Origin of the sequence: Erwinia aeris (assembly GCF_041224955.1) — a bacterium.
Classification (GTDB): Bacteria; Pseudomonadota; Gammaproteobacteria; order Enterobacterales; family Enterobacteriaceae; genus Erwinia; species Erwinia aeris.
This window is the reverse complement of record NZ_JBGFFX010000001.1, coordinates 86,633-100,287: the sequence shown is the minus strand read 5'-3', so window position 1 is coordinate 100,287 and position 13,655 is coordinate 86,633. Positions and strand designations below refer to the sequence as shown.

15 protein-coding genes are annotated in these 13,655 nt (G+C 54.8%); 9 read left to right on the top strand and 6 right to left on the bottom strand.

The genetic code is table 11. The features are described 5' to 3' along the window. Nucleotides 1-42: 42 nt before the first annotated feature. The 4 genes from AB6T85_RS00435 to cmoB all read left to right on the top strand — a co-directional run bounded on the left by AB6T85_RS00435 (nucleotide 43) and on the right by cmoB (nucleotide 3,127). A complete protein-coding gene (locus tag AB6T85_RS00435; protein ID WP_369894562.1) occupies nucleotides 43-867 on the top strand; it encodes a DUF72 domain-containing protein in 825 nt (274 codons plus the stop codon). 85 nt (nucleotides 868-952) lie between these two features. Next, nucleotides 953-1,348, top strand: a complete 396-nt coding sequence (locus AB6T85_RS00430) for an MAPEG family protein (protein ID WP_253460703.1) — start codon at nucleotides 953-955, stop codon at nucleotides 1,346-1,348. Between the two features lie 73 nt (nucleotides 1,349-1,421). Continuing rightward, on the top strand, nucleotides 1,422-2,162 hold the full coding sequence (cmoA, locus tag AB6T85_RS00425; protein ID WP_125287922.1) for a carboxy-S-adenosyl-L-methionine synthase CmoA: 741 nt from the start codon (nucleotides 1,422-1,424) through the stop codon (nucleotides 2,160-2,162). Then, nucleotides 2,159-3,127 (top strand): tRNA 5-methoxyuridine(34)/uridine 5-oxyacetic acid(34) synthase CmoB, encoded by a 969-nt coding sequence (cmoB, locus tag AB6T85_RS00420; protein WP_253461296.1) that lies wholly within the window; start codon nucleotides 2,159-2,161, stop codon nucleotides 3,125-3,127. Before cmoA ends, cmoB begins: the two co-directional genes overlap by 4 nt. 260 nt (nucleotides 3,128-3,387) lie before the next feature. On the opposite strand, the gene AB6T85_RS00415 is transcribed toward cmoB, so the two are convergent. Then, a complete protein-coding gene (locus AB6T85_RS00415) occupies nucleotides 3,388-4,005 on the bottom strand; it encodes a LysE family translocator (protein WP_301252220.1) in 618 nt (205 codons plus the stop codon). A gap of 152 nt (nucleotides 4,006-4,157) precedes the next feature. On the opposite strand from AB6T85_RS00415, the gene AB6T85_RS00410 reads away from it, so the two are divergent. Continuing rightward, complete coding sequence (locus AB6T85_RS00410; RefSeq protein ID WP_301252222.1) at nucleotides 4,158-5,255, top strand: glycerol dehydrogenase; 1,098 nt, start codon at nucleotides 4,158-4,160, stop codon at nucleotides 5,253-5,255. 20 nt (nucleotides 5,256-5,275) lie between these two features. Here the strand turns inward: AB6T85_RS00410 and AB6T85_RS00405 are convergent, their stop codons facing one another. Continuing rightward, nucleotides 5,276-6,118: a hypothetical protein gene (locus tag AB6T85_RS00405; protein ID WP_253460694.1), complete on the bottom strand. Its 843-nt coding sequence runs from the start codon at nucleotides 6,116-6,118 to the stop codon at nucleotides 5,276-5,278. 157 nt (nucleotides 6,119-6,275) lie between these two features. Beyond that, nucleotides 6,276-7,037, bottom strand: a complete 762-nt coding sequence (cutC, locus tag AB6T85_RS00400; RefSeq protein ID WP_253460691.1) for a copper homeostasis protein CutC — start codon at nucleotides 7,035-7,037, stop codon at nucleotides 6,276-6,278. A gap of 100 nt (nucleotides 7,038-7,137) precedes the next feature. On the opposite strand from cutC, the gene AB6T85_RS00395 reads away from it, so the two are divergent. Next, the gene (locus tag AB6T85_RS00395; protein ID WP_369894561.1) at nucleotides 7,138-8,286 is read left to right on the top strand and encodes a MalY/PatB family protein; all 1,149 of its coding nucleotides are present in this window, start codon (nucleotides 7,138-7,140) and stop codon (nucleotides 8,284-8,286) included. Here AB6T85_RS00395 and AB6T85_RS00390 read toward each other — a convergent pair. Next, a complete protein-coding gene (locus AB6T85_RS00390; RefSeq protein WP_253460685.1) occupies nucleotides 8,275-8,841 on the bottom strand; it encodes a VOC family protein in 567 nt (188 codons plus the stop codon). The genes AB6T85_RS00395 and AB6T85_RS00390 overlap by 12 nt on opposite strands. Before the next feature lie 306 nt (nucleotides 8,842-9,147). Here AB6T85_RS00390 and AB6T85_RS00385 point away from each other — a divergent pair, with 306 nt between their 5' ends. Next, a complete protein-coding gene (locus AB6T85_RS00385) occupies nucleotides 9,148-9,276 on the top strand; it encodes a hypothetical protein (RefSeq protein WP_301252226.1) in 129 nt (42 codons plus the stop codon). A 196-nt stretch (nucleotides 9,277-9,472) separates the two neighbouring features. After that, nucleotides 9,473-11,203, top strand: coding sequence for an arginine--tRNA ligase (gene argS / locus AB6T85_RS00380; RefSeq protein ID WP_301729436.1), 1,731 nt, complete (start codon nucleotides 9,473-9,475; stop codon nucleotides 11,201-11,203). Nucleotides 11,204-11,281: 78 nt separating this feature from the next. On the opposite strand, the gene AB6T85_RS00375 is transcribed toward argS, so the two are convergent. After that, nucleotides 11,282-11,803: a hypothetical protein gene (locus tag AB6T85_RS00375; protein ID WP_369894560.1), complete on the bottom strand. Its 522-nt coding sequence runs from the start codon at nucleotides 11,801-11,803 to the stop codon at nucleotides 11,282-11,284. Further along, a complete protein-coding gene (locus AB6T85_RS00370; RefSeq protein ID WP_253460676.1) occupies nucleotides 11,800-12,159 on the bottom strand; it encodes a tlde1 domain-containing protein in 360 nt (119 codons plus the stop codon). The genes AB6T85_RS00375 and AB6T85_RS00370 overlap by 4 nt, the downstream gene beginning before the upstream one ends. 865 nt (nucleotides 12,160-13,024) lie before the next feature. Between AB6T85_RS00370 and AB6T85_RS00365 the strand changes: the two genes are divergently transcribed. After that, nucleotides 13,025-13,489 carry a hypothetical protein gene (locus tag AB6T85_RS00365; protein ID WP_369894559.1) on the top strand — a complete coding sequence of 155 codons (465 nt, stop codon included), beginning with the start codon at nucleotides 13,025-13,027 and terminating at the stop codon, nucleotides 13,487-13,489. Nucleotides 13,490-13,655 lie beyond the last annotated feature (166 nt).

The following is a 13,655-nucleotide window of genomic DNA, read 5'->3' as shown; positions in this document are numbered from 1 at the left end:
CAGGGAAGCGATCGTTATCGTCGGCATGATAAGAGAGGAGCGATGAAACCTTTTTATCTGGGTCTGCCGCAGTGGCAGCATCCGCAATGGAAAAAGTTGGGCATGGAAACCCTTGCCGACTACGCGCGTTATTTTAACTGTGTGGAAGGCAATACAACGCTCTACGCGCTGCCGCGCCCTGAGATCGTCCAGCGCTGGTACGATATGACCCATGACGATTTCCGCTTCTGCTTTAAGTTTCCTGCCACCATCAGCCACAAGGCCGCGCTGCGCGACAGCGGCGATCTGACCGCCGAATTTTTCAGCCTGCTGACGCCGCTCGCCTCCCGCATTGGCCAGTACTGGCTACAGCTGCCCTCCGCGTTTTCGCCGGCGGATCTCCCGGCGCTTTGGGCCTTTCTTGACGGCCTGCCGAAAAGCTTCAGCTACGGCGTGGAAGTGCGTCATCCGGAATTTTTTGCCAAGGGCGAGGCTGAAAAAGCCCTGAACGTGGGGCTGCATCAGCGCGGCGTGAATCGGGTGATCCTGGATACGCGCGGCGTCCATTCCGCCATACCCAGCAATCCGGCCATTATTGACGCGCAGCGCAAAAAACCGCACCTGCCGGTGCATGCGGTGATGACAGCCGACCAGCCAATGATCCGTTTTATCGGCGGCGACGAGGTAAGCGCCAACCTGAAATGGTTTGCAGCCTGGCAAAACAAGCTGCCGCAGTGGTGCGAACAGGGCCAGCCGTGGCTGTTTATTCATACGCCTGACGTGGCCTTTGCGCCGGCGATGGTGCAGAGCCTGTGGGGGGCGTTGCGCCAGGCGGTGCCCGATATCGGCGAGCCGCCGGACTGGCCGCAGCAGGACAGTCTGTTCTGATCCCGGGCGACGCTGCACATATGCTGACAGCTGCTCTTTTCACCGCTATGATGGCGCCAGGAATTTTCGACCGGGTGGAGTAAGGATGGTCAGCGCGCTGTATGTAGTGCTGGGAGCACTGTTTATTATCAAGTTTTCTTTTGACGTAGTGCGGCTGCGTCGCCAGTATCACGTGGCGCACGGCGACGGCGGCTTTTATGAATTGCAGACCGCCATTCGTATTCACGGCAACGCCGTAGAGTATATTCCGCTCGCCCTGCTGCTGCTGGTGATTATGGAAATGAACGGCGCGGAAATGTGGATGCTGCACCTGACCGGCCTCTTCTTTTTCCTGGGCCGCGCGCTGCACAGCTACGGTATGCGCACCAGCACGCTGCTGTGGCGGAAAAACGGTATGATCCTGACGCTGGCATCGCTGCTGGGCATGATCGTGCTTAACCTTGTTTTTCTGCCCTGGGATTTGGTTTTCACGCTGGGCTGAGGCGGAAAAGGTGCAGCCCGCGCCGCTTTCTGCCAGAATACGCCCTTTCCGTTTTTGTTCCGGACTTACCACTATGTCTAACCGCGATACGCTGTTCTCCGCGCCGATTGCCAAACTGGGCGACTGGACGTTTGACGAGCGCGTGGCCGAAGTTTTTCCCGATATGATCCAGCGCTCCGTGCCTGGCTATTCCAATATTATTTCGATGATCGGGATGCTGGCCGAGCGTTTTGTACAGCCGCACAGCCAGGTTTACGATCTGGGCTGCTCGCTGGGCGCCGCCACCCTTTCGGTGCGCCGCAATATCAAAGCCGAAGGCTGCAAAATTATCTCCGTTGATAACTCGCCCGCGATGGTGGAGCGCTGCCGTCGCCATATTGACGCTTTCCGCGCCGACACGCCGGTCGAAGTGATTGAGGCCGATATTCGCGCCGTTCCGATTGAAAACGCCTCGCTGGTGGTGCTGAACTTTACGCTGCAGTTTTTAGAGCCTGCCGAGCGGCAGAGCCTGCTGAATACCATCTGGCAAGGCCTGCGTCCCGGCGGCGCACTGGTGCTTTCCGAAAAATTCAGCTTCGCCGACGCCAGCGTGGGCGAACTGCTGTTCAATATGCATCATGACTTCAAGCGGGCTAACGGCTACAGCGAACTGGAGATCAGCCAGAAGCGCAGTATGCTGGAAAACGTTATGCTGACCGACAGCGTAGAAACGCACAAAGAGCGCCTGCGCCTGGCCGGTTTTGAGCATGCCGAACTCTGGTTCCAGTGCTTTAATTTTGGCTCGTTAATTGCGCTTAAGGCTGGGACGGACTGATGGATTTCGGTAATTTTTATCAGCTGATCGCCAAAAGTCCGCTGTCGCACTGGCTGGAAACGCTGCCTGCACAGATTGCCGCCTGGCAGCGCGAACAGCTGCACGGGCATTTTAAAAACTGGGATCGCTCGGTTGAGCATCTGCCGACCATCGTGCCAGAAACGTTGGATCTGCTGCACGGTGTCACCGCCGACAGCAGCCAGCTCAGCGAGCGCCAGCGCGGCGGTATCGAAAGCCTGCTGCGTAATCTGATGCCGTGGCGCAAAGGCCCCTACTCGCTGTATGGCGTGCATATTAATACCGAATGGCGCTCCGACTGGAAATGGGACCGCGTGCTGCCGCATATTTCCCCGCTGGCGGGCCGAACCGTGCTGGACGTCGGCTGCGGCAGCGGCTATCACATGTGGCGCATGGTTGGTGCGGGCGCAAATCTGGTGGTGGGCATCGATCCGATGCAGCTGTTTATCTGCCAGTTCGAGGCCGTGCGCAAGCTGCTGGGCAACGATCAGCGCGCGCACGTGCTGCCGCTCGGCATCGAGCAGCTGCCGGAGCTGAAAGCGTTTGATACGGTTTTTTCGATGGGCGTGCTCTATCATCGCCGCTCGCCGCTGGATCACCTTTATCAGCTGAAGAACCAGCTGGTCAGCGGCGGCGAGCTGGTGCTGGAAACCCTGGTGGTCGAAGGCGACGAGCACGCGGTGCTGGTGCCGGGCGAACGCTATGCGCAGATGCGCAACGTCTATTTTATTCCCTCTACCGGCGCGCTGAAAAACTGGCTGGAGAAATGCGGCTTTGTTGATGTGAAGATCGCGGACTATTCCGTGACTTCGACGGAAGAGCAGCGCCGCACCGACTGGATGACCAGCGAATCGCTGGCGGAGTTTTTGGATCCCAACGACAGCAGCAAAACCGTCGAAGGCTATCCGGCGCCGCTGCGTGCCGTACTGGTGGCGCGCAAGCCTTAGCACGACCGGCGTCGCCGTGGGCGTAAAGCCTTGGCTTTACTCGTGGCTCATAACTGCCAGCTTTAGCTACCCGTGCGGCTGACTCGGTGCGCAAGCTTCGGGCATAAGCGGCCTTACTGATAGCCAGCCTTAGTTCGTCCGGCGCGGGTGGCTGCTGGTTTCAGCCTCGCTGTAGTAAATAAAGCCGGACGACCATTTTCGCGCAGGGACGCGCGAAAAGTGCGTTCATTATCCGTGCTTTCCCCCTTCCCCGGCAGGTCTTAACGCTTCGCCAGCGCCAGCTTTGCGGCAAAGCCGATAAAGACGCAGCCGGTCAGGCGATCCATGATTTTTATCACCGCCGGCTTACGCAGCTTTTCCGCAAAGTAATGCGTGCAGGCGATCAGCATCCCGTTCCACAACGTGCCGACGACCACGTGGGTAAAGGCCATGCCGATACTCCAGAGCGCCACCGAGCCACCAGCAGGAATAAATTGCGGCAAAAACGAGACGTAGAAGATGCCGACCTTAGGGTTAAGCAAATTGCCTAAAAAACCACGCATAAATACGCGGCGATAGCCGTCCTGCTTAGCCTGCGGCAGAGCGTCCTGGAAGGCGCTGCGCGGTTTTAACAGTAGCCCCACGCCGAGCCATAGCAGATACGCCGCGCCCGCCAGCCTTAAAATGTTATAGGCCACTTCCGATGCCAGAAGCAGTGCGCCAAGCCCCACGCCCACCGCAGTGCCCCACGCCATACAGCCGGCATTGACGCCCATGCTGGTCGCCAGCGCTTTTTTCCAGCCGCTGGCGGCGGACGTACGCAGGATCAATGCCGTATCGAAACCCGGCGTCATGGTCAGCAGCGTAATGGCGAACAGAAAGGTTAATAACGAGGTCATACTGATTTCCCTGGAAAGGAAAAAAAGTTTAGCGATTACGCGGCTGATTGCCTACTACCAATTTTCGTTATGTCACATTTCCATCCCCCTTTTTGCGTTAAAAGGTCTACGGTTGAACCTGTACGACTTTTATTTCACCAAAAGGAGTTCCCATGAGTAAGTTCGTATTCTCTTCACCGCGCAAGTACGTTCAGGGCGCTGGCGTCATGGCTCAGCTGGGCGACTACGTAGCGGAACTGGGCAATAAAGCTTTTGTGGTGGCGGATGAAATCGTCTGGAAACTGACGGGCAAGACGGTGCAGGATGCTTTGCAGCAGCGCAACGTCGAGTTTCATTATCAGCAGTTCAACGGCGAGGCTTCCGGCAATGAGATCGCTCGCCTTACGGCGCTGGCGAAAGAGGCCGATGCGCAGCTGGTGATCGGCGTAGGCGGCGGCAAAACGTTGGATACGGTTAAAGCAGTGGCCGACGAGCTGAAGCGGCCGGTGGTGATTGTACCGACTATCGCCTCGACGGATGCGCCGTGCAGCGCGCTTTCCGTGATCTACTCCGACAGCGGCGTATTCGAAAGCTACCGCTTCTATAACAAAAACCCGGATCTGGTGCTGGTGGATACGCAGGTCTGCGCCCAGGCGCCGGTCAGGCTGTTCGCTTCCGGCATCGCTGATGGTCTGGCGACTTTTGTCGAAGCGCAGGCGGTCAAACGTTCGCACAGCAAATCGATGGTGGATGGCGATCCGACGATTGCAGGTATGGCGATTGCCGAAGCCTGCGAAAAAACGCTGCTGACCTGGGGATACAGCGCTTATCAGGCGGTAGAGAAAAAAGTGGTTACGCCAGCCGTAGAGGCGGTAGTGGAAGCCAATACGCTGCTTTCCGGCCTGGGCTTTGAAAACGCGGGTTTAGCGGGCGCGCACGCTATCCATAACGGCTTTACCGCTATCGACGGCGACATCCACCATCTGACGCACGGTGAAAAGGTCGCCTACGGCACGCTGACGCAAATGGTGCTGGAGCAGCGGCCCGATGAAGAGATTGCACGCTATGTCCGCTTTTATCGCGCGATAAAAATGCCGACCACGCTAAAAGAGATGCATCTGGAAAACGAAAGCTGGGAGAACCTGCTGAAAGTGGGCGAACTGGCTAACAGCGAAGGCGATACGCTGAAGAACCTTAACCCTAACCTTAGCGCGCAGGATATCGCCAGCGCTATCCTGGCAGTAGACGCTTTCAGCCAGACCGTGAAATAACAGCGTTTGGCGCGGGCCGCTTATTTGTCCGCGCCTTCCGCTTTATCCCAGTATTCAAAGCGATAGGCCGCGCTGATATTGCGCAGCACTTCACCGTGCGCAAAGACTTCTCTCTCATGCGAGTAGCTTAGCGTGCAGTTGCCCCGCTCGTCCCACAGCTGGCATTCATCCTGCGTGGTCAGCTCGCTATCGGGGTTATGCGTTTGCATCAGTAGCCCCTTTTCCCGCTTTTTATCGTCATAGCTCCACTGCATTTCGCTGTTGCCCGAACGGCTGGCGATCAGCAGATTTTCCGCATTCCAGCTATAGTGAAACTCGCCGTTGGCCTGCGCGTCCGATCCTCTCGCCACGCTTTTAATCAGCCGCTGACGGCTGTCGTAGCTGTTAGTGGTTTCCGTAAAGCCCTTTTTTCCCTGCAACAGAAACGCCTCGGACGAGCTGGTAATGGTGCCCGTTTTACCGGTCAGATAGTTGACGGTTCCCTGTTTATTGCTGACTTCCACCAGCTTGCCCTTTTGCAGCACGAAGATCGACAGAACGTAGTCGGCCTGCCAGCCGGTGGCGACGCGAGTAATGCTTTGCACCATTCTGAGCGCGACGTTACCTTCGTTCTTGTCAAAGCTGATATCCGCCCGCAGCAGCGCGCCACAGCGATCGAACTCACCGAGAATGCGTTTTTGCTGGTCGACATCCTTACCAAACTCGCCCATTACAACCTGTTTTATCGGCCCTTTCGCGGTACCGCCCAGCAGCAGCAGGCTGTTGCTGTCGTTAACCCGTGCGGCGTTGGCGGGACAGGTATCTGCGCCCTGTGCCGCGCCCGCCAATAGCATGAGCGGCAGCAGAAAAACGTTGGCGGTCATTATGACTTTCATCAGTGAACTCGCAGCAGCCAGAGATGTGTTCAGTGTAAGAGGAATTTCGGTTCTGCGGCAGAAAAAAAGCCTCACCAAAATGATGAGGCCTGGTACTTGCAAACATCACGTCGTTAACCTGGCGTGCTGTGCGGCAAAATCGGGGTCAGGCTACGCTTGCCGACGAGCCAAACGAGAGCGAGAGCGAGGCTTTCATGGCTTCCACCATATCGCCGTCAACGCAGGCGCGGCTGAACTCGTCCGTTTCCGCGACGGAAGTCATGGAAACACCGGCTTTACGGTAGCGCATTGCAGAGGCGATTCGCTGGCTGGCGGAGCTGTGTAGCTCACGCAATCCGGCTTCCACAAACTTATGCAGGTTGCTCATGCGGACGCCAGCGCCGGCCATAATGATTGGACCCTGGGTAAGCTGATTAAGTTCCCTTAATAAAGGTAAACCGCTTTCGGCGCTTTGTTGCTGGCCGGAAGTCAGGATGCGCGCCACGCCCAGGTCGGTAAGCTGCCGCAGCGCCGTCAGCGGGTTGTGACAGAGATCGAAAGCGCGGTGGAAGGTCACCTCCATGCCTGCGCAAAGCGCCATGACCTGCTTCATCCTGGCGATATCAATATGCCCGTCCACATCCAGTATGCCGACCACCACGCCCGGAAAACCAAGCTCGCGGATCCAGGCGACATCGTCTTTAATCTGACGAAACTCGTTGTCACTGAAGCAGAAATCACCGCCGCGCGGACGCACCAGGGGATGAACGGGTATGGACACGGTTTCGCGAGCCTGCAACAGGCTGCCAGCCGAAGGCGTTAATCCGCCTTCCGAAGGCGCAGCGCAAAGCTCCACCCGATCGGCGCCAGCGGTTTGCGCGGCCAGCGCGCAATCAATCCCATAGCAGCATACTTCCAGTTTTAACATTTCATTCTCCTGTTAATGACTGCCGGCTGGTTGTGTAAATCTGTTTCGCTGTTTAGTCTGCTTTCGAACATTAAAAATAATAGTAACGGGAATCACCAACATGACATGCACTTTCGACCAGCGTATCGATCGCCGTCACAGCGATAGTCTGAAATGGCAGAAATATGGCGGTCAGGATATTTTGCCGCTCTGGGTAGCAGATACCGATTTCCGCTCGCCGCAATGTGTGATTGACGCGCTTCAGCAGCGCGTGGCCCATGGTATTTTCGGCTATGGCACCACGCCGGATGAGCTGATTGCTGTCACCACGGCGCGAATGCTGGCGCGCTATCAGTGGAAAATCGATCCGGAATGGCTGGTTTTACTGCCGGGCGTGGTCAGCGGGCTGAATTTAGCGGTACGCGCTTTTACCGAGCCGCATCAAGGCACCGTCGCGCCCACGCCGATTTATCCGCCGTTCCGCTCTGCGGCGAAGCTGGCCGACCGCGCGCAGCTTAACGTGTCGTTAAAACTGCATGAGGGACGCTGGCTGGCGGATTTTGACGAGCTGTCAACCGCCATGACCGGCAACGAAAAACTGTTAATGCTGTGCAATCCGCAAAATCCCGGCGGCACGGTTTATCGTCGCGAGGAGCTGGAGGCACAGCTGCGCTTTGCGCAACGTCACGATCTGATCGTCTGCTCTGATGAAATTCACTGCGACCTGCTGCTGGAAGACGGCGTGCAGCATATTCCTTTTGGCAGTCTTAACGAAGACGCGCAGCGACGCTCCGTGACGCTGATTTCGCCCTCAAAGACGTTCAATATTGCCGGGCTGGGCGCTTCGCTGGCCATTATTCCCGATAAAGCATTGCGCGCGCGTTTCAACAAAGCACGCCTGGGTATTGTGCCGCAACCGGATATCCTGGCGCTGGTCGCCGCGACGGCCGCCTGGCGAGACGGGCAGCCGTGGCTGGACGAGCAGCTGGCCTATCTTAAAACCTCAAGGGACTGGCTGACCGAGCGTGTCAACGCTATTGAGGGGCTTTCGCTGGCCCGCCCGGAGGCGACCTATCTGGCGTGGATTGACGCCAGCCAGCTTAACGTTGCCAGCCCGGCGCTGTTTTTTGAACGGCACGGGCTGGGCTTTTCCGCCGGGCGTGATTTTGGCGACGATAGCTTTGTACGCTTTAACTTTGGCTGCCCGCGCGATCTGATTGTGGAAGCGGTGCGACGGATGGAAAAAGCCGTGCGGACGTTACGACGCTAGCTCGCTCTCTACAATCTCTTTCAGGCTCCAGGGATGGAACTTGATCGTCACCTGGCCGTCGCTGACCGCGAGCGTCGGATTAGGCAGCCTTTCGCCCTCTCCTTTCGGCGCGCTATTTTTAATGGCTATCCCTGGTTTAGAGAGGCTCTCATCCGACAACAGCGCCAGCGCACGCACGCTCAGCTGCGCTTCATCGCCCGGCAGCACGATCTCAACGTGCTCCCAGCCTTCATGCCGATAGACTTTTTCACCGGGCCAGGGCAGCTCCACCATGCTGATTTGCCATGGCCCGACCCGTAATGGTTCATGCAGCTCAAACAGCGCGACCGGCCGTCCGCCTATCATCTTTTCTGAAAACAGCACGCCGTGCTGCAAAAAACCTTTTTTCCAGCGTTCCGCCGTCGCGACCTGATGGCAGCGTACGGCGATGTGATCGGCATGATGCGCAGCCAGATCCAGCCCGAGCCGCGTCGCCAGATGGTTAATTTTGTATAGAAACTCTCCAGAATCCTTAACTAAATCGTTTAATTCTTCCGCTACTTTACCTGAAAACATGCCTTCCTCGTTAAATTACTTTAAAAATATTAATCATTTTTATGCCATCACACCCCGTTTTCGGGCCAGCTTTCCTGATGAAGAAAAACGTAACAGCCCAGGATAGCTCGATAATTGCGGATTATTATCCTTTTCTTTAGTTAAATTTGGTTTAGTCCCAGCATATTATTTAGAAAATTTGGCTTAACTTAATGTTTTAATTTAGTTAAATTTATACAATGCGACTATTCTTAAATCCCGTTCGTCGACTCCAGGGTATTCTTATTTCTTATAGATTCGTTTCGCTTCTCACACAAGGAATAGCAAATGCTGATGTTAATACTTATTGCAGCGCTTATCGTTATGACGGGCTTTGCTCTGGTGAGGCACTGGAAGCTTCGTAACGAAAAGACGACTATCGCCAGCCCGCATCGCCCTCACCGTCGTCGCACCTGACCAGACAACCAGGAAGCAGCGCCCGCTGTTTCCTGTGCCCTCTCCTGTTTACACGCCTGGATAACTACAGCCTAAATGCAGTATACTTTTTCCCTTCTTTTTTAGCGGTAGCGAACAGCCACTCTGCTGTCCGACTCCGTTTAGTATGACGGCCTGGCCTCAGCGCGCAGGCGTTTTTGCATATAAAGGTAATCCGGTGAATATTCAGGCTCTTCTCTCAGATAAAGTCAGTCAGGCGATGATCGCGGCAGGGGCTCCGGCCGACTGCGAGCCGCAGGTGCGTCAGTCCGCTAAGGCACAGTTCGGCGATTACCAGGCAAACGGTATTATGGCCGTTGCGAAAAAACTGGGCAAGGCGCCGCGCCAGCTTGCTGAAGAGGTGCTGACCCATCTCGATCTACAGGGGATCGCCAGCAAGGTTGAAATCGCCGGACCGGGTTTTATCAATCTGTTTCTTGACGCCGACTGGCTTGCCGCCCAGGTAGACCGCGTTGTCGACGCGCCGCGCCTGGGCGTGTCGCCGGTCGAACCGCAGACTATCGTTATCGACTACTCTGCGCCTAACGTCGCCAAAGAGATGCACGTTGGTCACGTTCGCTCCACCATCATTGGTGATGCGGCGGTGCGCACGCTCTCCTTCCTGGGCCACAACGTGATCCGCGCCAACCATGTGGGCGACTGGGGCACGCAGTTCGGGATGCTGATCGCTTACCTGGAAAAACAGCAGAACGAAGCCCATGAAGAGATCGCTTTATCCGATCTGGAAGCCTTCTACCGCGAAGCCAAGCGTACCTATGACGAAGATCCGGCTTTTGCCGAACGCGCGCGCGGCTACGTGGTAAAACTTCAGGGCGGCGATGAATACTGCCGTAAAATGTGGAAGCGTCTGGTGGACATCACCATGTCGCAGAACCAGAAAGTCTACGACCGCATGAACGTGACGCTGAGCCGCAAAGACGTCATGGGCGAAAGCCTGTACAACGATATGCTGCCGGGCATCGTTGCCGATCTGAAAGCCAAAGGCCTGGCGGTAGAAAGCGAAGGCGCTACCGTGGTTTTCCTGGACGAGTACAAAAATAAAGATGGCGAGCCGATGGGCGTTATCATCCAGAAAAAGGATGGCGGCTATCTTTATACCACCACCGATATCGCCTGCGCGAAATACCGTTATGAAACGCTTCATGCCGATCGCGTGCTCTACTATATCGATTCACGTCAGCACCAGCATCTACAGCAGGCGTGGACCATCGTGCGTAAAGCCGGTTATGTGCCGACGTCCGTGCCTTTAGAACACCATGCGTTTGGCATGATGCTGGGCAAGGACGGCAAGCCATTTAAAACCCGCGCGGGCGGCACCATCAAGCTTTCCGATCTGCTGGACGAAGCGGTCGAGCGCGCCACGAAGCTGGTTAGCGAGAAAAACCCGGATATGCCAGCCGACGAACTGGCGAAGCTTGCCAACACGGTGGGTATCGGCGCGGTCAAATATGCGGATCTTTCTAAAAGCCGCACCACGGATTATGTGTTTGACTGGGACAACATGCTGGCCTTTGAAGGCAACACCGCGCCGTATATGCAGTATGCCTATACGCGTGTGCTTTCCGTGTTCCGCAAGGCGGGCATTGAAGAATCCGCCGTCACGGGCAAAACCGTGATTGCTGAAGATCGCGAAGCGGCGCTGGCCGTACGCCTGCTGCAATTTGAAGAAACCATCACCCAGGTCGCGCGCGACGGCACGCCGCACGTGATGTGTGCTTACCTCTACGATCTGGCCGGTCTGTTCTCTGGTTTCTACGAGCACTGCCCGATCCTGTCTGCCGAAGACGAAGCGACGAAGCAGAGCCGCCTGAAGCTGGCGCTGCTGACCGCGAGAACCCTGAAGCAGGGTCTGGATACGCTGGGTATCGAAACCGTCGAAAGAATGTAACAGGCGATCCGCAAAGGGACGAGCTTTCGTCCCTTTTTATCGCTAAAGATTTAGTCTGTTTTATTCTGCCTGGAAAATTTACCCGGAAGCCCGTACCGGATTAAAGCTTTTATTTCCCCATTTCATCTCGCCTCGCTCATCCTCCTGCTGAATTTCCGCCATAGCTGCCTGCATAATATTCAGGCACTCTGCGGCTGGTTTACCTGCTTTTTTAAGCGCTTCCGTTGCCAGAGCGTAATATTTCAGCACAGAAGATTTCGTGTAAGACAGGATGGCAGGTACAGAGCAAATGCTGCCGGAATCAAATCGCTGAACAAGCGTATCAGCGGATGTCCCTATTTCTTCCGTTGCCTGAAGCGTTGCCAACGGCTTATTGATCAATGCAAAACTTATTGCCTCAACGAGCTCAATAGCCTGTGGGTCGGTAATTGAATGACTTATCGCTTTTATTTTTCCAGGTAATACAGCAATCGTCTGGCTATTCCCTTTTGCAATATTGCTAATAAATTTCCCCCAGTTTTCTTCGACCATCACTGAGCTACAGGCTGCGGAAGTGGAAAACAGACATAACGTCATCAACAAGAAAGATAAATTTCTCATCTTATTACCTCCAGCTCTCTGTCATGGGAAGACCAGATACGATCCCGGGTCGCAGACCTCAGGATAATACATCCCTGGGAAGCAAAGCCTGCTGGTTTGCCTATACGTTCGCCATGAATACGAAACTCCGTGCGCCCAAAGGTTTCACCAGTGATTTGCCTGAGCACGATCGTCATTGGCCCTTTTGTGTGGGTACGCTGCGTGATACGCCATTTACCACGCGGGATCGGCCCCATTCCTCTTACCTGCTGTCGGTCGGGATTATTCTTATTGGTCAGCATACCTGAATAACCACGGTCGATATACTCGCTATCGTGATAAAGATTTCCCGTAGATTGCTGATAAATCCATGCCATGTGCATTATCCTTATACAAATCTGTGCGGTTCCAGGTGGCCTGATTAGGTGATTTAGCCACCAGGATATGCCAAAATTATTCTGGTTTAGCTGAAGCGGACTGCCCCTTATACGCGCTATCCTTTTCGAAAATAAGTAGCATAATGAGTGGAATACCCGCCGTTATTCCCCCCTCTTCCTGAAAAGCGGGCAACGTATTTTCATCACACATTGCGCCGCAAAAAAATGATTAAGTTCACCTTATTGCACTATTTACGTTTTGTCTGTTATGACAAACCGCTCCCTGATGCCGTCGCCTGCCCTACAATGACTTCTGTAACCTGCCGCCCATGCCGCAACGACCTTTTCCGCAGACTTGCGTAACCCATCGCCAATCCCGCACCATCCTTACCGCCACGCCGCTGCCTGACCGCAGTAAGAGGCCATGCGGATAAGCGGACTGATTCATCCTGTTTATCAGGAACTGCACAAAATATTTGAAAATAACACCGTTATATAATAATACTCCCGAGCTACTTTCGTCCCCCACCTTCTGACCGCATTGTTATTTAATTATCGGAAGTTAAACAGGATTAATGCTGAGTTCTTTGCAGACAATAAATAGCCGTGCGATCTCACGCCCCTTGCTTGCGGCCTGCCTCACAAAAAACAAGCAACACCTGTTTATTTTCATCTTATTTTACGAGCAGCTTTCCATAACTAAATAAAGGCATAATCCTTTGAAAGAAAACGATCCATGGAGTATTGACGGCGTAAAGAAAAAGCATAGAGTTGATGGGCGGCGCCTGAAGCGAAGCAGAAATAGCGAGACCCGCCAGTGGTGGAACACTGACGAGCCTCTGACCACAATGTTAAAAGGAGTAACATGATGGCTGTAAAACAGTGTACCCAAACTCGCCCTGATTTTACAAATTTTTCCTCGCTACCTGCGGGAATGGACTTTATCGATTTGGCGGAATATAACGAGCGTCTGGTTGCCGCCTTAATGGAAACGGATAATGATATGGAGCGTCTTTCTCTTTATAAAAAAATGGCCGCCAGCCTTGAACAGCTGGCGACGACTTATGAAGAACCGGTGCCTGACGAGCGCCTTCCACAGCTAACGGCGTCGAATATTACGGCTTTTCATCCTGTCACTTTTATTGCGGAACCGGAAAGAGTCACCCAATATTGCCAGGCTTTAACCCGGCAATTAATTCACAACCTGATTGATGCGGAAGCCAGACTGACGCTCAACGATCTGCTGTTTGATCTGGTCAATTATCAGGTGGACGATCTGAAAGCCCCGCGCTATATGGAAACCTGGAACGGTTTAGTCCAGGTTCGCTAAATTCGCCGGGAAAGACAGGCCGCATTCAGTCCGCAGCGGTCTGTTCTTTTGCTTTTCTTTAGTGCCGCAGCGACCTTTGCAACCTATCGCCAATCCCGCCTTTGCAACCTATCGCCAATCTCACCGCCATTCTTACCGCCACGCCGCTGCCTGACCGCAGTAAGGG